16 protein-coding genes are annotated in these 21,084 nt (G+C 64.2%); 10 read left to right on the forward strand and 6 right to left on the reverse strand.

The genetic code is table 11. From position 1 onward, the window contains the following. Positions 1-16 precede the first annotated feature (16 nt). Positions 17-3,535 (reverse strand): chromosome segregation protein SMC, encoded by a 3,519-nt coding sequence (gene smc, locus M0D67_RS01540; RefSeq protein ID WP_168436021.1) that lies wholly within the window; start codon positions 3,533-3,535, stop codon positions 17-19. Between the two features lie 149 nt (positions 3,536-3,684). Continuing rightward, positions 3,685-4,683 carry a DMT family transporter gene (locus M0D67_RS01545; RefSeq protein ID WP_266236971.1) on the reverse strand — a complete coding sequence of 333 codons (999 nt, stop codon included), beginning with the start codon at positions 4,681-4,683 and terminating at the stop codon, positions 3,685-3,687. Positions 4,684-5,062: 379 nt separating this feature from the next. Between M0D67_RS01545 and dapC the strand changes: the two genes are divergently transcribed. The 6 genes from dapC to cls all read left to right on the forward strand — a co-directional run bounded on the left by dapC (position 5,063) and on the right by cls (position 11,603). Continuing rightward, the gene (dapC, locus tag M0D67_RS01550; RefSeq protein ID WP_266236974.1) at positions 5,063-6,280 is read left to right on the forward strand and encodes a succinyldiaminopimelate transaminase; all 1,218 of its coding nucleotides are present in this window, start codon (positions 5,063-5,065) and stop codon (positions 6,278-6,280) included. A gap of 81 nt (positions 6,281-6,361) precedes the next feature. Then, positions 6,362-7,189 carry a 2,3,4,5-tetrahydropyridine-2,6-dicarboxylate N-succinyltransferase gene (gene dapD, locus M0D67_RS01555; RefSeq protein ID WP_266236976.1) on the forward strand — a complete coding sequence of 276 codons (828 nt, stop codon included), beginning with the start codon at positions 6,362-6,364 and terminating at the stop codon, positions 7,187-7,189. Further along, positions 7,189-7,554 carry an ArsC family reductase gene (locus tag M0D67_RS01560; RefSeq protein WP_154567453.1) on the forward strand — a complete coding sequence of 122 codons (366 nt, stop codon included), beginning with the start codon at positions 7,189-7,191 and terminating at the stop codon, positions 7,552-7,554. The genes dapD and M0D67_RS01560 overlap by 1 nt, the downstream gene beginning before the upstream one ends. Positions 7,555-7,791: 237 nt before the next feature. Further along, a complete protein-coding gene (dapE, locus tag M0D67_RS01565; RefSeq protein ID WP_266236979.1) occupies positions 7,792-8,931 on the forward strand; it encodes a succinyl-diaminopimelate desuccinylase in 1,140 nt (379 codons plus the stop codon). Between the two features lie 16 nt (positions 8,932-8,947). Then, positions 8,948-9,832, forward strand: a complete 885-nt coding sequence (gene prmB / locus M0D67_RS01570) for a 50S ribosomal protein L3 N(5)-glutamine methyltransferase (protein ID WP_154567451.1) — start codon at positions 8,948-8,950, stop codon at positions 9,830-9,832. Positions 9,833-10,163: 331 nt separating this feature from the next. Then, positions 10,164-11,603 (forward strand): cardiolipin synthase, encoded by a 1,440-nt coding sequence (gene cls, locus M0D67_RS01575; protein WP_266237196.1) that lies wholly within the window; start codon positions 10,164-10,166, stop codon positions 11,601-11,603. Between the two features lie 119 nt (positions 11,604-11,722). Here the strand turns inward: cls and M0D67_RS01580 are convergent, their stop codons facing one another. Further along, positions 11,723-12,202, reverse strand: a complete 480-nt coding sequence (locus M0D67_RS01580) for a glutathione peroxidase (RefSeq protein ID WP_054041016.1) — start codon at positions 12,200-12,202, stop codon at positions 11,723-11,725. 135 nt (positions 12,203-12,337) lie between these two features. Here M0D67_RS01580 and M0D67_RS01585 point away from each other — a divergent pair, with 135 nt between their 5' ends. Both M0D67_RS01585 and M0D67_RS01590 read left to right on the forward strand, forming a co-directional pair. Then, positions 12,338-14,272 (forward strand): ATP-binding cassette domain-containing protein, encoded by a 1,935-nt coding sequence (locus M0D67_RS01585; RefSeq protein WP_171925510.1) that lies wholly within the window; start codon positions 12,338-12,340, stop codon positions 14,270-14,272. Between the two features lie 157 nt (positions 14,273-14,429). After that, on the forward strand, positions 14,430-15,500 hold the full coding sequence (locus M0D67_RS01590) for a CaiB/BaiF CoA-transferase family protein (protein WP_171925517.1): 1,071 nt from the start codon (positions 14,430-14,432) through the stop codon (positions 15,498-15,500). A 125-nt stretch (positions 15,501-15,625) separates the two neighbouring features. On the opposite strand, the gene M0D67_RS01595 is transcribed toward M0D67_RS01590, so the two are convergent. From M0D67_RS01595 to alr, 3 genes are all read right to left on the reverse strand, one after another. Further along, positions 15,626-15,904, reverse strand: coding sequence for a DUF2866 domain-containing protein (locus M0D67_RS01595; protein WP_154567293.1), 279 nt, complete (start codon positions 15,902-15,904; stop codon positions 15,626-15,628). A gap of 143 nt (positions 15,905-16,047) precedes the next feature. After that, the gene (radA, locus tag M0D67_RS01600) at positions 16,048-17,424 is read right to left on the reverse strand and encodes a DNA repair protein RadA (RefSeq protein WP_168436013.1); all 1,377 of its coding nucleotides are present in this window, start codon (positions 17,422-17,424) and stop codon (positions 16,048-16,050) included. Positions 17,425-17,605: 181 nt separating this feature from the next. Then, entirely contained in the window at positions 17,606-18,676 is a 1,071-nt protein-coding gene (alr, locus tag M0D67_RS01605) for an alanine racemase (RefSeq protein ID WP_154567294.1), read from the reverse strand. A 218-nt stretch (positions 18,677-18,894) separates the two neighbouring features. Here alr and lplT point away from each other — a divergent pair, with 218 nt between their 5' ends. Both lplT and thiD read left to right on the forward strand, forming a co-directional pair. Next, entirely contained in the window at positions 18,895-20,202 is a 1,308-nt protein-coding gene (gene lplT, locus M0D67_RS01610) for a lysophospholipid transporter LplT (protein WP_154567295.1), read from the forward strand. Between the two features lie 58 nt (positions 20,203-20,260). Further along, complete coding sequence (gene thiD, locus M0D67_RS01615) at positions 20,261-21,067, forward strand: bifunctional hydroxymethylpyrimidine kinase/phosphomethylpyrimidine kinase (RefSeq protein WP_171925509.1); 807 nt, start codon at positions 20,261-20,263, stop codon at positions 21,065-21,067. Positions 21,068-21,084: the final 17 nt, after the last annotated feature.

Here is a 21,084-nt window from a genome sequence, read left to right on the forward strand (position 1 = left end):
CAACCTAAACGAAAACTTAAACGATATTCTGGGCGAAACCCGCCGCCGTTTCCATGTCGACCGCGACGATCCGCGATACGCCCTGCTCCTGCATGGTCACGCCGATCAGTTGCTGCGCCATTTCCATCGCGATCTTGTTGTGCGAAATGAACAGGAACTGCGTCTTGTCCGACATCGCGCGCACGAGGTTCGCGAAACGTTCCGTGTTGGCGTCGTCGAGCGGCGCGTCCACTTCGTCGAGCAGACAGAACGGCGCGGGATTCAACTGGAACATCGCGAACACCAGCGCGGTGGCGGTCAAGGCCTTCTCGCCGCCCGACAGCAGGTGAATCGTCGAATTCTTCTTGCCCGGCGGCTGCGCCATCACCTGCACGCCGGCGTCGAGAATCTCGTCGCCAGTCATGATCAGCTTGGCCTGGCCACCGCCAAAGAGACGCGGGAACAGCTCGCCGAAATGACGGTTCACTTCGTCGAAGGTGCCTTGCAGCAGCGTGCGCGTTTCGCCGTCGATCTTGCGGATCGCGTCTTCCAGCGTTTCGATCGCGTTGTTCAGGTCGGCCGACTGCGAATCGAGGAACGTCTTGCGCTCGGTCGCCGCCTTCAGTTCGTCGAGCGCGGCCATGTTGACCGGACCGAGCGCGGTGATCGCGTTGTTGATCCGCGTGACTTCGCCTTGCAGGTAGGACGGCTTCATGTCCGGCGTGAGCTTGGCCTGCAATTCCGCCTCATCGACGCCGGCTGCCGCCAGTTGCTCGATGAACTGCTCGCCGTTCAGGCGCGCGGCCTGTTCCTTCAACTGCAATTCGTTGATGCGGTCGCGCAGCGGTTGCAGCGCACGCTCGGCGGTCAGACGGGTTTCGTCGGCAGCACGCAGCTTGGCCGTCAGGTCGTCCAGTTCCAGACGCGCGGCGTGCAGCGCTTCTTCCTTGACCGCGCGGATATCGAGTGCGTCCTGCAAGCCGGTATGCGCGGTTTGCTCGTTGATCGTTTCCAGCTCGGCGCGCGCGTCTTCCAGCGACGCGGCGACGCGCTCGCTCTGCTCGTGCGAGACCTGGATGCTGCGCTTCAATTCGTCGATGCGGTTCGCCATGTTGCGCGCGGCGAAGCGCGCGTCAGTGGCGGCCCGATCGAGATCGCGCGATTGGGCGCGCGCGGCGGTAAGCGATTCGTCGAGCGCTTCGAAGGCCATCTGGTGATCTTCGAAACGCGCCTGCAATTCGGCGAGCTCGGAGTCGTGACGCTCGAAGTTCGCTTCCGATTCACCACGCAAAGCGCGCTGCTCTTCGATCTGCGCGGTGATTTCTTCGAGCTCTTCGCGAATTTGCGTGCTGCGCTGCGTGTAACGTTCATGCGCTTGCGCGAGTTTGAGCACGTCCATCTGCAAGGCGTGCACGCGTTGGGTTGCGCGCTCCGACTGTTGACGGACATCGGTCAACGCTTGCGCGGCTTGCGTGTGCGCGGCTTCGGCGCGGATCGCGGCGGCCTTCGCCTCATCTGCGAGCAAGGCTTGCGCGCGCACCTGACGGCCCAGGTTTTCGATTTCCTGCTGACGGGCCAGCATGCCGGCCTGTTCCGAATCGGCCGCATACAGCTGGACGCCGACTCGCGTCACGACGTGGCCGGCCTTGACGACGAACGAGCCGCCTTCCGGCAATTGCGCGCGCATGGCGAGCGCCTGCTGCAGATCGTCAGCGACGAAGGCGAGGCCGAGCCAGTCATTGAGCACGGCGCGAATGCCTGCGTCGTCGATACGAACCAGCGACAGCAACGGACGCAAGCCCGCCGGCGCAGCAACCGGCTGACCGGCTGCGGGCGGCGCGTAGAACGCGAGCTTGGCGGGCGGCGCGTCCGTGGCAAATGCCTTGACCCAGTCCAGGTTCGACACTTCGAGGGCGGCGAGCCGCTCACGCAGCACCGCTTCGAGCGCGGCTTCCCAACCGGCTTCGACATGCAGCTTCTTCCACAGACGCGGCAAGCCGCTCAGCTCGTGCTTTTCGAGCCACGGCTGGATCTTGCCTTCGGTCTGAACGTTTTCCTGCAGTTGCTTGAGCGCGGCAAGGCGTGCGTCGAGCTGATGAATCTGTGCGCTTTCCGACTGCACGCGTTCCTGGGCCACACGCCGTTCGCCGTCGAGACGCGGCAGCGTTTCCTGCGCGTCGGCAAGACGGGCCTGCGCGTCGTGCAGGATTTCTTCGTGCTCGGCGAGCTGCGCGCGCATGTCTTCGAGCTGCGCTTCGTCTGGGGCATCCAGACCGCCCGCTTCCGACTTCAGCCGTTCGTGACGCTGCTGCAACTGCTGCAATTGCTGATCGGCATTGCGCTGATGCGCGGCTTCGAGCTTGAGTGCCTGTTCGGTCTGCGCGATACCGCCGCGCTCGGCGTTCAGTTCGGTCTGCGCATCGCGCCAGCGCGCTTCGAGTGCCGGCATCGCGTCATGCTTGGCGGCGGCCTCGTCTTCAGCCAGCGCGGCCTTTTCGTCGGCGACGGCCAGTTGTTCTTCAGCGTCGGCCAGATCGTCTTGCGCCTTCTGCGCTTGCGACTGCCACTGCTCGCGCTGCGCGGTCAGCGCGGCAATCTGCGCCTGCGTGCGGTTACGCGATTCGACGATGAACTTGATCTCGGCCTCGAGGCGGCTGACCTCGGCATTCGCCTCGTACAACGCGCCTTGCGCGCCCTGCATCGCGTCGCTGGCGGAGTAATGCGCCACGCGCAGCGTTTCGAGTTGCGCTTCGACTTCGCGCAGCTTCGCGGTTTGCGCTTCGAGGTCGATCTGCGCCTGTTCGATCGCGCGTTGCTGGCGTTCCTGCTCGCCGCCGGCTTCGTTCTTGCGCAGCAGCCACAACAGACGCTGCTTCTCTTCGCCGTCGGCCTGCAAATCCTTGTACTTGGTCGCGACGATTGCCTGCGCCTCGAGCTTCTCGAGGTTGGCACTAAGTTCGCGGACGATGTCTTCGACGCGGATCAGATTCTCGCGCGTGTCGTGCAGACGGTTCTCCGTCTCGCGGCGGCGTTCCTTGTACTTCGACACGCCCGCGGCCTCTTCAAGGAACACCCGCAGCTCTTCCGGCTTCGCCTCGATCAGGCGCGCGATCATGCCCTGCCCAATGATCGCGTACGCACGCGGCCCGAGGCCGGTGCCGAGGAAGATGTCCTGAATGTCGCGGCGGCGCGCCGGCAGGTTGTTGATGTAGTAGCTCGAGGTGCCGTCGCGCGTCAGCACGCGCTTGACGGCGATTTCGGCATACTGCCCCCACTGCCCGGCGGCGCGGCCGTCGGCGTTGTCGAACACGAGTTCGACGCTGGCGCGGCTACCCGGCTTGCGCGCGGTCGAGCCATTGAAGATCACGTCCTGCATCGACTCGCCGCGCAACTCGGAAGCGCGCGATTCGCCGAGCACCCAGCGCACGGCGTCGATGATGTTGGACTTGCCGCACCCATTCGGTCCGACCACGCCGACAAGCTGGCCCGGGACCTGGAAATGCGTGGGATCGACGAATGACTTGAAGCCAGCGAGTTTGATCGAGGTCAGACGCACGGCGATTTCGCTGTTTGAAAAGGGAAAATAAAAGGTGGCTCGTGAAGGCCGCGCCAGCCGTTCGCCGATGCAGCGAAACGGCCCGCGAACCCCCGCGACACGGGCGCCGACTGCACGCTATGAAGCATGCACCGGCTAATGAGGGGCAATCATACCATCGCGCGCGAGCGGTTCTTAGCGTCCTTACGGTCCGCACCGAGGTCGGCATCTCGGTCGGCATCAAGACCCGCATCCTGATTGGCCGGATCAGGCGGTAAAGCCTTTGTCCGGTGCACCCAGCTGGATAATGCCGACGCCAGCACGATGCACGCGCCGCCTGCCCATTCGCGCGGGCCCGGCGACTCGCCGGCGAACAGCCATGCGGACAAGGCCGTCACCACGATCTCGAACAGCATGATGATCGAGGCCCGATTGGCCGGCACGCGCGCGAGTCCGTACTGCACGAGCATATTGTTCGACGCCAGCAGAAAACCGAGGCCGAGCACTAGTAACGCGGCTGTGCCGAGATGCGCGCCGGTGGGCGGTGCGGGCATTGCCTCGAACAGCGATGCACAGGCGCTGAAAATCGCCGCGCCGCCGAAGATCGTCGCGGTGCGCATTTCGGGCTTCATCTCGGGCAGCACGCGGCTCGTCTTGAGGATCAGAACGTTGCTCATCGCGAAACCCATGCCGCCCGCGAGCCCTGCCCATTCGGCGAGGTTGCCGGGCACCGGAAGGCCCAGTTGCGGCGACCACAGCATGGTCATCGCGCCGGCCAGCGACAGCGCGGCAAGGCCTGCGCCCGACCAGGTCAGGCGTTCGTGCAGGATGAAGTGCGCAAAGAGCGCGGTCCACGCGGGGGTGAGATAGAACAGCAGCAATACGCGCATCACCTCGCCGTGGATCGAGCCCCACACGAAACCGAGATTGGTAATGCCGGCGGCCAGCGCAAGCGCCGGCAGCAGCCAGTGCCAGCGCACCGTCTTAAGCGCACGATGGCGCACCAGCAGAACGAACAGGCAACCGGCGGCGCTCGTCAGTGCGCTTGCCGCCGTGCCGGTCACGCCGAGCGCATTCAGCATGCGCAGCGGGTACCAGATCATCCCCCACACCGAGGCGCCCAGCATGATCGCGAGCGTCGGCCAGCCATTGCGAAGCCAGTTGGTCATGATGTAAGGCTCCCGCGACGGTTGCTGGTCCTGCGGGCGATGTTGCTGACTTTGCCGACGGCGGCGTTCTTGCGCCCGCTTCGTCCGAATAGTGCGGATGTCTCCGTTGCTGCTACATACATTGCTGCTCCTGCTTCTTTTTTGCGCGAACCGTCTGCGGTTCGCGTCGTTCCCGCTGCGTCGCATTGCCTGCGCCGCCTGGCGGGTTGCGCCGCGCCTTACACGCGAGGCGCCGCCATGAATTTCCCGTGCGCGCCGCCACGCTATAATCATTCGCTCGCCGCCGCTGCCGCCCTTTTCGCGTGTTTCACGCGTTTTACGGTCCGCATGCGTGCCAGCATTCCTCTGCGCCCATCTTCGATCAGGCTCGATCCGCCCAGTGAACCCGCTACTCGACTCCCTCCAGCCCTATCCGTTCGAAAAGCTGCGTGCACTTTTCAAGGACGTCACGCCGCCGGCCGGCCTCGCGCACATCAGCTTCGGCATCGGCGAACCGAAACATCCCACGCCCTCGCTGATTCGCGACGCGGTGATCGCCTCGCTTGGCGGTTTGTCGGCGTATCCGGCCACCATCGGTTCGCCGGCACTGCGCGAGTCGATTGCGAAATGGGCGACGCAGCGCTACAACCTGCCCCCGGTCGATCCGGCCACCCAGGTGCTGCCTGTGGCGGGCTCGCGCGAGGCGCTGTTTGCGCTCGCACAAACGGTCATCGACCCCAAGCGAAACGCTGACGGCGAGCCTGCGATCGTACTCTGTCCGAACCCGTTCTACCAAATCTATGAAGGCGCCGCGCTTCTCGCCGGCGCGCAACCGTACTTCGTAAATAGCGACCCGGCGCGCAACTTCGCCTGCGACTATTCGGCGGTGCCGGCCGACATCTGGGCGCGCACGCAGCTACTGTACGTGTGCTCGCCCGGCAATCCCACCGGCGCCGTGCTCACGCTCGACGACTGGCGCGAGCTGTTCGCGCTGTCGGACCGTTACGGCTTCGTGATCGCCTCGGACGAGTGCTACTCGGAAATCTACTTCGACGAAGCCAATCCGCCGCTCGGCGGCCTGGAAGCGGCCCACAAGCTCGGCCGCGGCTTCGAGCGCCTCGTGATGCTCTCCAGCCTGTCCAAGCGGTCGAACGTGCCGGGCATGCGCTCGGGCTTTGTGGCCGGCGACGCGGCGATCCTGAAAGACTTCCTGCTATACCGGACATACCACGGCACGGCCTTGTCGACGGTGTTCCAGAGTGCCAGCATCGCGGCCTGGAATGACGAAACGCACGTGCGCGAGAACCGCGCGAAGTACGTGCAGAAGTTTTCCACCGTGACGCCGATGCTCGCCGAGGTGCTCGACGTACGCCTGCCGGACGCCGCGTTCTACCTGTGGGCGGACGTTTCGCGCACGGGCCTGTCGGACACCGAGTTCGCCCAGCGCCTCTACGCCGACTATAATGTGACGGTTCTGCCGGGCTCGTTCCTCGCGCGCACCGCGCACGGCGTGAACCCCGGCCGCAATTTCGTGCGCATGGCGCTCGTCGCCGATGTCGACGAATGCACTCAGGGCGCACAACGAATCGTCGATTTTTGCCGCGCGCTCGCGGGTTGAGTTTTCGCGAATTTTCATATTCGGCAACCCCGCGCACCGCACTCCCTTCTTCAGACTTCAACTCTTCAGAAAAGCACGCATATGTCGCAACAACTTCAGCAGATCATTGATACCGCCTGGGAAAACCGCGCCGAACTGTCGCCGAAGGCCGCGCCGGCCGACGTGCGCGAAGCCGTCGCCCACGCCATCGAGCAACTGGACAAGGGCGCGCTGCGCGTGGCCGAAAAGAAGGACGGCGACTGGGTCGTCAATCAATGGCTGAAGAAAGCCGTGCTGCTGTCGTTCCGCCTGGAAGACAACGTGGTGCAGCCGGCTGGCGGCTACTCGCAGTTCTACGATAAGGTGCCGTCGAAGTTCGCCAACTACACCGCTGAAGACTTCGCCGCCGGCGGCTTCCGCGTGGTGCCGCCCGCCATCGCGCGCCGTGGCTCGTTCATCGCGAAGAACGTCGTGCTGATGCCGTCGTACACCAACATCGGCGCCTATGTCGACGAAGGCACGATGGTCGACACGTGGGCGACCGTCGGCTCGTGCGCGCAGATCGGCAAGAACGTCCACCTGTCGGGTGGCGTGGGTATCGGCGGCGTGCTGGAGCCGCTGCAGGCCAACCCGGTCATCATTGAAGACAACTGCTTCGTCGGCGCGCGTTCGGAAGTGGTGGAAGGCGTGATCGTCGAAGAAAACTCGGTGATTTCGATGGGCGTGTACCTCGGCCAGAGCACCAAGATTTACGACCGCGAAACCGGCGAAGTCACGTACGGCCGCATTCCGGCGGGTTCGGTGGTGGTGGCGGGCAACCTGCCGTCGAAGGACGGCTCGCACAGCCTCTACTGCGCCGTGATCGTCAAGAAGGTCGACGCCAAGACGCGTGCGAAGGTCGGCCTGAACGAGCTGCTGCGAGGCGATTGATGGCACGCGGCACCAAGACCGTCGTCTACGGCATCCCGAACTGCGACACCGTGAAGAAGGCCCGTGTGTGGCTCGAAGAGCACGGCGTCGAGTTCGAGTTCCACGACTTCAAGAAACACGGCGTGACCGAGCCGCTGGTTCAGGACTGGCTGAAAGACGTGAAGCTCGACGCATTGCTGAATCGTCGCGGCACGACCTGGCGCGGCCTGTCCGACGACATGAAGGCGGCGGCGGACACGCAGTCGGGCGCGATCGCGTTGATGATTCACAAGCCGTCGGTGATCAAGCGGCCTGTGCTGGTGGTCAACGGGAAGGTCAAGTCGCTCGGTTTTTCCGTGGACGAATATACGGCGCTGTTTGCCTGACGCTGTTTGCCTGACGCTGTTTGCCTGACGCTGTTTGTCCCGGCGTACGCTGTTTGCCGACGCGCACTCCCGCTCGCGTGGCTCGACGCACGGGACTGAACGCCAGGCTCAGCGCCACGATCGAGCGCAACGGGTAGTAAAACGTGGCCTCGCCGCGTTGCTTAAAAGCTGTTGCCGGCTGCGGTGCCCAACCGCCCGCCGGCATTTTTTCATTTCAAAGTGGCTTGTACTGAATCCATGTCCGGCACCCTCGCCCTTACCGAACAACTGATCGCGCGCGCGTCCGTCACGCCCGACGACCAGCATTGCCAGCGCCTCCTGATCGAGCGCCTGTCCGCGCTCGGCTTCGAGCACGAGACGATCGAATCGAACGGCGTGACCAACCTGTGGGCCGTCAAACGCGGCGTCGAAGGCACGCGCGGCAAGCTGCTCGCGTTCGCCGGCCACACGGACGTCGTGCCGACCGGCCCGCTCGAACAATGGCACTCGGCGCCGTTCGAGCCGACCCATCGTGACGGCAAGCTCTACGGCCGCGGCGCGGCGGACATGAAGTCGTCGATCGCCGGCTTCGTAGTGGCAAGCGAGGAGTTCGTCGCGGCGCACCCCGCGCATCGTGGCTCGATCGCCTTCCTGATTACGAGCGACGAAGAAGGCCCCGCTACCGACGGCACCGTCAAGGTCGTCGAGGCGCTGCAGGCACGCGGCGAGCGCATGGACTACTGCATCGTCGGCGAACCGACCTCGAGCGCGCAGTTCGGCGACATGGTGAAGAATGGCCGGCGCGGTTCCATGTCGGGCAAGCTGATCGTCAAGGGCGTGCAAGGCCATATCGCCTATCCGCATCTGGCGAAAAATCCGGTGCATCTGCTCGCGCCCGCGCTGGCCGAGCTGGTCGCCGAACGCTGGGACGACGGCAACGAGTACTTCCCGCCCACCACCTGGCAGGTGTCGAACATCCATAGCGGCACCGGCGCGACCAACGTGATTCCGGGCCACGCGGACGTGATGTTCAACTTCCGCTTCTCGACGGCGAGCACGGTGGAAGGCTTGCAGGCTCGCGTCCATGCGATCCTCGACAAACACAATCTCGAATACGACCTGCAATGGACCGTGAGCGGCCTGCCGTTCCTCACGCCGCGCGGCGATCTGTCGAACGCGCTGGCTAAAGCCATCAAGGACGAAACCGGCGTGACGACCGAACTGTCGACCACCGGCGGCACCTCGGATGGCCGCTTCATCGCCCGCATCTGCGAGCAGGTGATCGAATTCGGCCCGCTGAACGCCAGCATCCACAAGATCGACGAACATATCGAAGTCGCACACATCGAGCCGCTGAAGAACGTGTATCGCCGCGTGCTCGAACAACTGATCGCCTGACCAAGGAATTTCTGCGATGACGCTCCCGTTTTCCACTGTCCGCGACCTGCTGCGTTTCGCGGTGTCGCGCTTCAACCAGGCCGAGTTGTCGTTCGGCCACGGCTCGGCCAACGCCTACGACGAAGCTGCTTACCTGATACTGCACACGCTGCATCTGCCGCTCGATCTGCTGGAGCCGTTCCTCGACGCGCGTCTCTCCCCGGCCGAGGTCGACGCCGTGCTGAACGTGATCGAGCGCCGCGCCGGCCAACGGGTTCCGGCGGCGTACATCACGCAGGAAGCGTGGATGCACGGCTTTCGCTTCCACGTGGACGAACGCGTGATCGTGCCGCGCTCGTTCATCGGCGAGTTGCTGCAGGACGGTCTGCAGCCTTACGTCGAAGATCCCGAACAGGTCAGCGCCGTGCTGGAACTCTGCACCGGCTCCGGCTGCCTTGCGATCCTCGCGGCGCACGCCTTCCCGAACGCGGATATCGACGCCGTCGATCTCTCCGCCCCCGCTCTCGAAGTCGCCACCCGCAACGTGACGGACTACCGGCTCGACGACCGCGTCGCCCTCTTCCAGGGCGACCTGTACGCGCCGCTCGCCGAGCGCCGCTACGACGTGATCATCAGCAATCCGCCGTATGTGAACGCCGCTTCCATGCAGGAACTGCCCGCCGAGTACAAGCACGAGCCGGACATGGCTTTGGCTGGCGGCACGGACGGCATGGACATCGTGCGCCGGATCATCGCCGAAGCGCGCAACTGGTTGACCGAAGACGGCGTGCTGGTGGTCGAGATCGGCAACGAGCGCGCGAACGTCGAAGCGGCCTTCGGCGGCCTCGATCTGGTCTGGCTGTCGACGAGCGCCGGCGACGACAACGTGTTCCTGATTCAGGCCGCGGATCTGCCGGTATAACGTTCTATCGCCGGATCGCCGGTTGCCAGATCGCTGGTTGCCGGACCACCGGACCGCTTTATTGCGTGACACGCGCGGCAGAAGTTCATGCCTGCCGCGCGTGTGACAGCTCATAGCGCAGACGCCAGCACCGCCCGTCTCTCACCGCCCGCACACGCCAGCCCCCCCCCCGTCTCTCCTCCGCCCGCACACCCCGCATTCGCGGAATCCCCGAAGAAGCTGGACCGCCACACCACCCCAACGCACGCACGTTCGGTAAGATGGGCGCGGTTAGCTGCACGCTGCGCCATCAGGCAGCAGTGGCGGCGCCTTGCCAACCCTTCGCCCGCCTATGGAATTCGACCTGCTTCACGTCGGCCCGCTAGTCGCCCTCGCCCATATTCTCGGCGTGATTGCGGCGTGCCACGCGATTCTGAACACCCGCACGTCGCAAGGCGCGATCGCATGGGCCGTGTCGCTGGTCGCCATGCCATATCTGACGGTGGTGCCGTACCTGTTCCTCGGCCGCAGCAAATTCCAGGGTTACGCGGACGCTCGCCGCATCGAAAACGAATTGCTGCGCACGCGCGCGCATCCTCAGATATGGGATACGCAAGCCTCCTCCGCAGGGCTGCCTACCAAGGAACTTGGCACGAGGCTCGTGCATTCGCTTACGCGCCTGGGTGGCATGCCGTTCCTGCCGGGCAATTCCGTGCGCACGCTGGTAAACGGTGCCGCCACTTTCGAGGCGATCTTCGAAGCGATCGAAGGTGCACACAATTACGTGATCGTGCAGTTCTTCATCGTACGTGACGACGCGCTCGGCGAGCTGCTTAAAGACGCATTGATCGCGAAAGCGCAGCAAGGCGTGCGCGTCTATTTCCTGTACGACAGCATCGGCAGTTTCGATCTGCCCCACCGCTACGTGGCGGCGCTGCGCGCGGCCGGCGTGGAGACGCACCCGTTCGCCACCAATCGCCGCTTCGTGAACCGCTTGCAGTTGAACTTCCGCAATCACCGCAAGATCGTCTCGGTAGACGGTGAGCGCGCGTTTGTCGGCGGACACAACGTCGGTGTCGAATATCTCGGCAGCAAGCCGCCGTTGTCGCCGTGGCGCGATACGCATATCGAAGTGCGCGGCCCGGCTGTCGCCAGCATCCAGTTCGTGTTCACCGAGGACTGGCACTGGGCGACCCAGCAGTTGCCCGAGTTCGCCATGCCGGCTTTCCAGCCAGCCGACGAGGGCATGCACTGCCTCGTCGTGCCGAGCGGTCCCGCCGACAAACAGGAGACCTGCTCGCTCTTCTTCGTCGAGGCGATCAATGCGGCACGCGAGCGGATCTGGATCACCACGCCTTATCTCATCCCCGACGAAGCCGTATTCTCAGCGTTGCGACTGGCCGTGCTACGCGGTGTGGATGTGCGCATTCTGATTCCGTGCCGGCGCGATCACCGCGTGGTGTTCGCCGCCTCGAAACTGTATGCGTACGACTCGCTGCGCGCGGGCATCCGCATCTTCCGCTACCAGCCAGGCTTCCTGCATCAGAAGGTCGTGCTGATCGACAGCGCGGCGGCGGCCATCGGCAGCGCCAATCTCGACAACCGCTCGTTCCGGTTGAACTTCGAGATCATGGTGCTGACCGTGGACCGCGGCTTCGCGAGAGATGTCGAAGCAATGCTGCTCAAAGACTTCGCGGAATCGCTCGAAATCGACCGCACCGAGTACCGCAACGCGAGCGCGCTGCGGCGCGTGTTGATGCACGTGGCGCGGTTGTTCTCGCCGATCCTGTAGAGCCCCTGCTGCTGCGTCACTGAGACTGGCACCGGCATCGACATCAGCTCGGGTTCGAGCGCCGGCTCGTGCCCAATTCGAACTCTCGGCGCGTGCCGAACCTCCGGCTGCGCCGCGCGCTACAACTGCTTTTCGATATCCTCGACAATCGCCTCGGGCTTGGTCAGCGGCGCATAGCGCTTCACCACGTTGCCGTCGCGGCCGATCAGGAACTTGGTGAAGTTCCATTTGATCGCTTCGAGCCCCAGCAAGCCCGGCGCCTCGCCCGTCAGATAGCGGAACAGCGGATGCGCGTTGGCGCCGTTCACATCGATCTTGTCGAACATCGGAAAGGTCACGCCGTAATTCTTTTCGCAGAAACTGCCGATCTGCGTAGCATCACCCGGTTCCTGCTTGCCGAACTGATTGCATGGAAAACCGAGCACCGCGAGGCCGCGCGCCGCGTAAGTGTCATAAACCTTTTGCAGACCCGCGTACTGCGGCGTGAATCCGCATTCGCTCGCCGTATTGACAATCAGCAGGACCTTGCCCTGATAGCGCTCGAGGCTGACTTCCTCGCCGCCAAGCGTACGTGCGGAAAACGAATAAATCGATGTCATGTGCTCTCCCCGTAAAAACCGTCAGTCTATGCCAAAAGCCGCGCCGGTACAGTCGGCCGAATGGCCGATCCTGGCTCTCCGCCCGGTGACAGCCCCGGCAGTCTAAAATAGCGTTTTTCTTCAGTCGGCCTCTTCGTGATCCGCTTTAACCAGTTCAGCCTCGCGCGCGGCACCAAGCCGCTCTTTGAAAACACCACGTTCACCCTCAACCCCGGCGAGAAAGCCGGCCTGGTGGGGGCGAACGGCGCGGGCAAGTCGACGCTGTTTGCCGTTCTGCTCGGCGAACTGCACGCCGACGGCGGCGATTTCTCGATCCCGCCGAACTGGCAGATCGCCCACGTGGCGCAGGAAACGCCCGCCGCGGACAAGACCGCCCTCGCCTACACGCTCGACGGCGACGCTGCCCTGCGTGCGATTGAAGCGTGCATCGCCGAAGCCTCGGCCGCGCATGACGGCGCAGCGGAAGGCGAAGCGCACGCCGCGTTCGCCGACGCCGACGGCTACACCGCGCCCGCCCGCGCCGAGGCATTGCTGCTCGGCCTCGGCTTCACGCTCGAACAAACGCGCGAACCGGTCAGCAGCTTTTCCGGCGGCTGGCGCATGCGGCTGAATCTGGCGCAGGCGCTGATGTGCCGCTCCGACCTGCTGCTGCTCGACGAACCGACCAATCACCTGGATCTCGACGCGATCGTCTGGCTCGAAGACTGGCTGCACCGTTATCCGGGCACGCTGATCGTGATCTCGCACGACCGCGAATTTCTCGATTCAGTCTGCAACGTCACGCTGCATCTGGAGCATCAGCAGATCAAGCGTTACGGCGGCAACTACTCGCAGTTCGAAATCCTGCGCGCGCAACAGATCGCCTTGCAGCAAAGCGCGTATGAGAAGCAGCAGCGCACGGTCGAACATCTGCAGAGCTACATCAACCGTTTCAAGGCGCAGGCCACCAAGGCACGGCAGGCGCAAAGCCGCGTGAAGGCGCTCGAAAAGATGGAGATGATCGCGCCGGCGCATGCGTCCTCGCCATTCACGTTCGAATTCCGCACGCCGGATTCCGCACCGAATCCGATGATGGTGATGGAAGACGTGCGCTGCGGCTACCGCGGTGAAGACGGCGAAATTCCCATCGTCGACCATGTGATGCTGTCGATCCAGAACGGTCAGCGCATCGGCCTGCTCGGCGCGAACGGTCAGGGCAAATCGACGCTGATCAAGACGCTAGCCGGCACGCTCGAAGCGCTCGGCGGCCATGTGCGCGAAGGCAAGGGCCTGCGCATCGGCTACTTTGCGCAGCATCAGCTCGAAACGCTGCGTCCGGACGACACGCCGCTGCAGCATCTGGCGCGTCTCGCACCGGATACGCGTGAACAGGAATTGCGCGACTTCCTCGGCAGTTTCAACTTTTCCGGCGAGATGGCCACCGCGAAGATCGCACCCTTCTCGGGCGGCGAAAAAGCCCGTTTGGCGCTCGCGCTGATCATCTGGCAAAAGCCGAATCTGCTGCTGCTCGACGAGCCGACCAACCACCTGGATCTCGAAACGCGTCACGCGCTGACCATGGCGCTCGCGCAATTCGAGGGCACGCTGATTCTGGTGTCGCACGACCGGCATCTGCTGCGCGCCACCACTGACGTGTTCATGCTGGTCGCGAAGCATCGTCTGCAGGAGTTCGACGGCGATCTCGACGACTACCGCGACTGGCTGCTGCAACATGCCGCCGACCAGCGCGCGGCGCTCAAGGCGGGCACGGCATCGAACGGTGCGGATAGCGCCGACGGCGGCGTCAATCGCAAGGAGCAACGCCGTCTCGAAGCGGAAACGCGTCAGAAGCTCGCGCACCTGAAAAAGCCGCTGCAAAGCCGCATCACGAAGATCGAAAAGGAAATGGACGCGCTCAACGCGGAAAAGGCGAAGCTCGATGCATTCGTCGTCGATCCGGCCAGTTACGAGCCCGAGCAGAAGAGCAAACTGACGGAGGCGATCCGCCGTCAGGCAGATGTGAACGCGCGCCTCGAAACGCTCGAAGCCGAATGGCTAGAGACTCACGAGGAACTCGAACAAATCGGCTAGCGGCAGGCTGTTCGCGGTCCGCGCCGGCATCGATCGGAGGTAGCCCTTGTCACCCGTGAGCTCGTCTGCGTCCTCATCTGCGTCCTCAACTGAGTCGTCATCTGCAGCTTCAACCGCACCATCGGTTGCGCCGTCATCCGCGGCAGCACCTGCTCCGCTGCAAGGGCTGCGCGTGCTGGACCTGACGCGCCTGCTACCGGGTCCGGTCGCCGCCTTGCGGCTTGCGGAACTCGGCGCCGACGTGCTGAAGATCGAAGCGCCCGGCGCAGGCGACCCCACCCGCACGATGATGCAGTCGTCCGGCGACCGCGTGGCAGGCCGCCCCGGCGCGTTTTACCGACTGGTGAATCGCGGCAAGCGCGAGACGCGCCTCGACCTCAAATCGGATGCGGGACGCAATGTCTTGCGCGCGCTGGCGGCCGAAGCGGATGTCCTGATCGAAAGTTTCCGGCCCGGCGTGATGGAGCGCCTCGGCGTCGGCTACGAAACCCTGCACGCGCTCAATCCGAGGCTGGTGTACTGCGCGATCAGCGGTTACGGCGCCAGCGGTCCGTTTGTCGACCATGCCGGTCACGATCTGAACTACATCGGCTACGCGGGCGTGCTCGATCAGTTGGCGAGCCGCGACGGCACGCCGATTCTGCCGAATTTCCAGATTGCCGACCTGCTTGGCGGCGCGTTGAGCGCGGTGACGCAGATTCTCGCCGCGCTATGGCATGTGTCGCGTGGCGGCGAAGGCCGCTTCGTCGACGTATCGATGACGCACGCCACCTATGCGCACAACGTCGTCGCGCAAGTGGCGCTCGCCAATGAGGGCGCTGCGCCCGTGGCCGGCGCCAGTCTGCTGAACGGCGGCGTGCCCTGCTACAACCTGTATCGGACGCTCGACAATCGCTGGCTCGCGGTCGGCGCGCTCGAACTGAAGTTCTGGGAAACGCTGTGCATGGCGCTGGACCGGCCCGAATGGGCGACGCGGCACTGGAGCCTCGGCCAGGCAATCGGCGGCCCGGACGCCGCCGCGCTGACGCAGGAGTTGGCCGAGCTGATCGTCAAGCGGCCGCTGGAGGAATGGGTGTTGCTGCTGGAATCGCTGGACTGCTGCGTCTCGCCGGTGCTGACGCCGGCGGAAGCCGCGCAGCATCCGCTGTTCAACCGCGAGGCGTACGCGGCGATGACCGAAGGCCAGACCGGAAACGATGCTGGCGACGATGATCGCCAGAGCGGTTAAGCGCTACCAAGGCTAAACGACGACCAGGCTAAGACTTGCCCAGACAGTCTGGGTGCGGAATCTGCGGCCCGCACTGATTAACTCTCCATCCAGGCAACCGGGCCACACTCCCGCCGTGCAAAACCTCAGCGCCGCACCGCCGTTTGACGCGGCAAAACCTGGCGCGGCGTTTTTTCGTCGTCGTACAGGACATGCTTGCGGCCTTCCACGTGACGGTTGATCGTTGCGCGCACTTCGGCGGCGGTAACATCTTCGGCCACCACCCGGCGCGAAATCTGCCCGGTCGTGTCGATCCACTCGACAATCCGGCAGGCACCACCCCAAGGCTGGCGAATCGGCTCGGAGACGCGGCAGCCGCGCACCTGCATGGGCCGCTCGGCCGCGGTTTCGTATGACTGTTTCAAGGCGCGATCCTTTTTCGGGCATCAGAAGGGATGCAATACCCTGCCAGCTTAGGAAAAAGGAATGTCGGGTAGGTTACAGCCAATATGGAGATATTTACTGGCCATTACGGACGGACAGGCGCCCGCAGGCGCCGGAACCCCATCTAGTCAAGCGTGCGGACCCGATCGATGGCCTGTTCGATCCGTTCCACCGCAACAACTTGTAAGCCTTCAATCGGCTGTTTCGGTGCATTGGCCTTCGGAATGACCGCGACCGAAAAGCCCAGTTTGGCCGCTTCCTTAAGACGATCCTGACCGCGCGGCGACGGCCGGATTTCGCCGGCGAGGCCCACTTCGCCGAATACGACCAACCCCTTGGGCAGCGGCTTGTTGCGCATCGAAGAATGAATCGCGAGCAGCACGGCGAGGTCGGCCGCGGGCTCGGTGATCTTCACGCCGCCCACCGCGTTCAGGAACACGTCCTGGTCGAAACAGGCGATGCCGGCGTGCCGGTGCAGCACCGCCAGCAGCATCGCGAGGCGATTCTGTTCCAGCCCCACGGCAAGGCGCCGCGGATTCGGCGCGTTGGCCGCATCCACCAGCGCCTGCACTTCGACCAGCAGCGGCCGCGTGCCTTCCTGCGTCACCAGCACGCACGACCCCGGCACGGATTGCTCGTGCTGCGACAGAAACAACGCCGACGGATTGGCGACGCCGCGCAAACCGCGCTCGGTCATCGCGAACACGCCGAGCTCGTTGACCGCGCCGAAGCGGTTCTTGATCGCCCGCACCAACCGGAACGACGAATGCGTGTCGCCCTCGAAGTACAGCACCGTATCGACGATGTGCTCGAGCACGCGCGGCCCGGCGAGCGCACCTTCCTTGGTCACGTGGCCGACCATGATGATCGTGGTGCCCGACTGTTTGGCGATGCGCGTCAATTGCGCCGCGCACTCGCGCACCTGCGCGACCGAACCCGGCGCTGAGGTCAGCGCGTCGGAATAAACGGTTTGAATCGAGTCGATCACCGCGACGTCCGGCCGCTGCTCGGCGATGGTTGCCTGAATTTTCTCGAGCTGGATTTCCGCCAGCAGTTGCAGCTCGCTCGCCTTCGAGCCGGGCTCCAGCAACGAAAGTCGTTGCGCACGCAACGCAATCTGCGCGGCCGATTCTTCGCCGCTGATATAAAGCGCGCGTTTGTCCGCGGCAATTTCCGCGAGCGACTGCAGCAGCAGCGTCGATTTGCCGATACCCGGATCGCCGCCGATCAGCACCACGCCGCCCGGCACGAGACCGCCGCCCAGCACACGGTCGAACTCGCTGACGCCGGTCGAAAAGCGCGGCACGTCGGACGCGTCGATATCGGCGAGACGCCGCACCGGCGCGCTCTTCGCGAGCGACTGGAAGCGATGCGTGGACGGCGCCTCCGCGACCGATTCCACCAGCGTGTTCCACGCATTGCATGACGGGCACTGCCCGGCCCACTTCGGCGACTGGCCGCCACATTCACTGCAGATGTACAACGTCTTCTGTTTAGCCACGCGCCCTTGCCTGTGTTGCTGTTCTTTGGATTGATGCGCTCGCTGGGGTCCTCGCTGAGCAACTCCAGCTCGCCGGGGACCTCACTGCGACCGTCTTTGGGATTGTCTTTGCACCGTCATTGAGACCGCCAGCACGGCGACCAGCATGCCAGCACGGCGCCCCGCACGTCAGTGCCGCGCCTTACTCCGCGCGCACCGGCACGCGCGGCGCAACCGCGCACATCAGCTCGTAGCCGATCGTGCCGCACGCCTGCGCGACGTCGTCGATCGGCAGGGACGTGCCCCACAGCTCGACGCGCGAGCCGACGTTGGCGGTCGGAATCGGCGTCAGGTCGACGGTCAACATGTCCATCGACACCCGTCCGACGATCCGCGTACGCACGCCGTCGACGATCACCGGCGTGCCTTCCGGCGCGACCCGCGGATAACCGTCCGCGTAACCGCAGGCCACCACACCGATGCGCATCGCGCCGCGCGCCTTGAACGCCGAACCATAACCGACCGTATGACCTTCGGCGAGCGTCTGCACGGCGATCAGTTCGGAGGCGAGCGTCATGGCCGGTTGCAGGCCAGTGCCGGCGATCGCGGCCGTCACGCCCGAGGGCGACGCGCCGTACATGATGATGCCCGGGCGGACCCAGTCGAAGTGGGCCTCGGGATGCCACAACGTGGCCGCCGAATTCGACAGGCTGCGCGCGCCGGCTATGCCTTGCGCGCCGCGCTCGAACGCTTCGAGCTGATGGGCGACGCCGCGTTCGCCGTCCGCGTCCGAGAAATGGGTCATCAACGTGATCTGGCCGACGCCCTGGCAGGCCCGCGCGCGCTCCCACGCGGAGCGGAATTTTTCCACCGTGTAACCGAGGCGGTTCATGCCGGTGTTCATCTTCAGCTGGATATTGACGGGCTTGGACAGCCGCGCCATTTCGAGCATGCGTAGCTGTTCGTCCGAGTGCAGCGCCGTGGTCAGGCTGTAGCGGTCGATCACGTCGATATCGGTCGGACGAAAAAAGCCTTCGAGCAGCAGAATCGGGCCGGCCCAGCCCAATTCACGCAACTTCACCGCTTCTTCGAGGTCGAGAAGACCAAAGCCGTCGGTTGCGCGCAAGCCGGGAAAAGCACGCGCGAGGCCGTGCCCATAGGCGTTTGCCTTAACCACGGCCCAGATCTTGGATTTTGGTGCGTAGCGCCGGGCGACGGCGAGGTTATTGGCGAGTGCGGCAGTGTGAATCGTGGCTGAGAGGGGGCGCGGCATGGGTAATTTTCGTAAAGACGCTTGCGAATCAGGAGCTTACAGGGCGTTTTCAGTGCTCGGCAGCCCGCTGGGCGGTGCGATCAAGGATTCTGCTAGTCCGAATCCAGCTATTTTCATGATATAAAGCCGTGCGCACAACCCATTTCGAACGGTATAAGCCCGGACGCTTTGCACACGGCCGGGGCGGACAGACCGCAGCGAGGACAGCATCGCATCAGATGAAAAAAGGTTTTTACACCATCATGGCCGCGCAGTTTTTTTCGTCGCTGGCCGACAATGCGCTTCTGATCGCTGCTATCGCACTGCTGAAAGATCTTCACGCCCCGAACTGGATGACGCCGCTGCTCAAGTTGTTCTTTGTGCTGTCGTACGTCGTTCTGGCCGCCTTCGTGGGTGCCTTCGCCGACTCCCGTCCAAAGGGACAGGTGATGTTCGTCACCAATACCATCAAAGTAGTCGGTTGCATCACGATGCTGGTGGGCGCGCATCCGTTGCTCGCCTATGGCATCGTCGGCTTTGGCGCGGCGGCCTACTCGCCGGCCAAGTACGGCATTCTCACCGAGCTGCTGCCGCCTGAGCGGCTGGTCGCCGCGAACGGCTGGATCGAAGGCACCACGGTCGGTTCGATCATTCTCGGCACCGTGCTTGGCGGCGCGCTCATCAGCCCGCACATTGCCGCACCGATCCTCAGGCACCACATCCCCACGGTCAACACGCCCGCTGAAGCGGCGATGCTGGTGATCATGGCCATCTACGTGATCGCGGCGCTCTTCAATCTGCGCATTCCCGACACCGGCGCGCGCTATCCGAAACAGGAACGCGGGCCGATCAAGCTGGTCACCGATTTCGCCGACTGCTTTCTCGTGCTGTGGCGCGACAAGCTCGGCCAGATCTCGCTCGCCGTCACCACGCTTTTTTGGGGCGCCGGCGCGACGCTGCAATTCATCGTGCTGAAGTGGGCCGAGGTGTCGCTGAACATGTCGCTTTCGGAAGCCGCGATTCTGCAGGCGGTGGTTGCAGTGGGTGTGGCGGTCGGTGCGATTTACGCAGCCTCGCGCGTGCCGTTGAGGAAGTCGCTGTCGGTGCTTCCGGTCGGCATCATGATGGGCATCGCTGTCATGCTGATGGCCTTCTATACACGCGATCTCTTCCCCACGCATTGGGGCCTGTATTTCGGCCGCGTGCATGTGCCGGGCTATCTGATAGTCGCGTATATCTTCCTGATGGTCGTCGGCGGCCTGTCGGGCTTTTTCGTCGTACCGATGAATGCGTTGCTCCAGCATCGTGGCCACGTGCTGCTGTCGGCGGGGCACTCGATCGCCGTGCAGAACTTCAACGAAAATCTCTCGGTGCTCGTGATGCTGTGCCTGTACGCCGTGCTGGTGTGGCTCGACGTGCCGGTCACGGCGGTGATCGTGCTATTCGGCACCTTCGTCTGCGTGATGATGTGGTTCGTGATGCGCCGCCACCAGGCGAATCAGCGCGCGTTCGACTCGGTCGCGCTGATCGGCGAGGTCAAGCACTGACCCGCGGCGGGCACTGTTCTTAGTAGTGCCCGCGCCTTCCCCCTTTTCTCGCTTTGCCATGACTCAACTCATTCCCAATGTGCTGACGATCGCCGGTTCCGATTCCGGCGGCGGCGCCGGCATTCAAGCCGATCTGAAGGCTTTCTCGGCGCTCGGCGCTTACGGCGCAAGCGTGATCACCGCGCTCACCGCGCAGAACACGCGTGGCGTCACGGCGATTCATGCGCCGGAGCCCGCCTTCATTACCGCGCAACTCGATGCGGTGTTCGACGACATCCGTATCGATGCCGTGAAGATCGGCATGCTGGCGAATGCAGGCATCGCGCGTGCGGTCGCCGATGCGTTGCGGCGGCACAAGCCGAAGCACGTCGTGCTCGACACGGTGATGATCTCGAAGAGCAATCACGCGCTGCTGCTGCCGGATGCGGTCGCTGCGGTGCGCGACGAGTTGCTGCCGCTCGCCGATCTGTTGACGCCGAATCTGCCGGAAGCCGCGGCTTTGTTGGGCGTGCAAGCTGCCGCTGACGAAGCCGGTATGGTCGAACAAGGCGAAGCGTTGCGTGCGCTTGGCGCACGGGCGGTGCTGATGAAGGGCGGCCATTTGAGCGCGGCGGACAGTCCCGACTGGCTCGTACAGGAAAGCGGCACGCTGCGTTTGGGCGGCCCGCGCGTGCCGGTGAAGAATACGCACGGGACGGGCTGCACGCTGTCGTCGGCGATTGCGGCACTGATTCCGCAGCGCACCGATCTGGCGAGCGCTGTCGCCGACGCCAAGCTCTATCTGACCGGCGCGTTGCAGGCGAGCGACCGGCTGGACGTCGGCAGCGGCGTCGGGCCGGTGCATCATTTTTATCGGTGGTGGTGAGGGGCTGAGACAGGGGG

The sequence above is a fragment of the Paraburkholderia sp. SECH4 genome (genome assembly GCF_030511745.1).
In the GTDB taxonomy this organism is placed as follows: domain Bacteria; phylum Pseudomonadota; class Gammaproteobacteria; order Burkholderiales; family Burkholderiaceae; genus Paraburkholderia; species Paraburkholderia madseniana.

Bases quoted from the DNA above. Each gene is read 5' to 3' on its own strand.
- M0D67_RS01545 (WP_266236971.1), bottom strand. From the start codon at position 4,683: ATGACCAACTGGCTTCGCAATGGCTGGCCGACGCTCGCGATCATGCTG.
- cls (WP_266237196.1), top strand. From the start codon at position 10,164: ATGGAATTCGACCTGCTTCACGTCGGCCCGCTAGTCGCCCTCGCCCAT.
- prmB (WP_154567451.1), top strand. From the start codon at position 8,948: ATGACGCTCCCGTTTTCCACTGTCCGCGACCTGCTGCGTTTCGCGGTG.
- thiD (WP_171925509.1), top strand. From the start codon at position 20,261: ATGACTCAACTCATTCCCAATGTGCTGACGATCGCCGGTTCCGATTCC.
- M0D67_RS01560 (WP_154567453.1), top strand. From the start codon at position 7,189: ATGGCACGCGGCACCAAGACCGTCGTCTACGGCATCCCGAACTGCGAC.
- M0D67_RS01580 (WP_054041016.1), bottom strand. From the start codon at position 12,202: ATGACATCGATTTATTCGTTTTCCGCACGTACGCTTGGCGGCGAGGAA.
- dapD (WP_266236976.1), top strand. From the start codon at position 6,362: ATGTCGCAACAACTTCAGCAGATCATTGATACCGCCTGGGAAAACCGC.
- lplT (WP_154567295.1), top strand. From the start codon at position 18,895: ATGAAAAAAGGTTTTTACACCATCATGGCCGCGCAGTTTTTTTCGTCG.
- alr (WP_154567294.1), bottom strand. From the start codon at position 18,676: ATGCCGCGCCCCCTCTCAGCCACGATTCACACTGCCGCACTCGCCAAT.
- dapE (WP_266236979.1), top strand. From the start codon at position 7,792: ATGTCCGGCACCCTCGCCCTTACCGAACAACTGATCGCGCGCGCGTCC.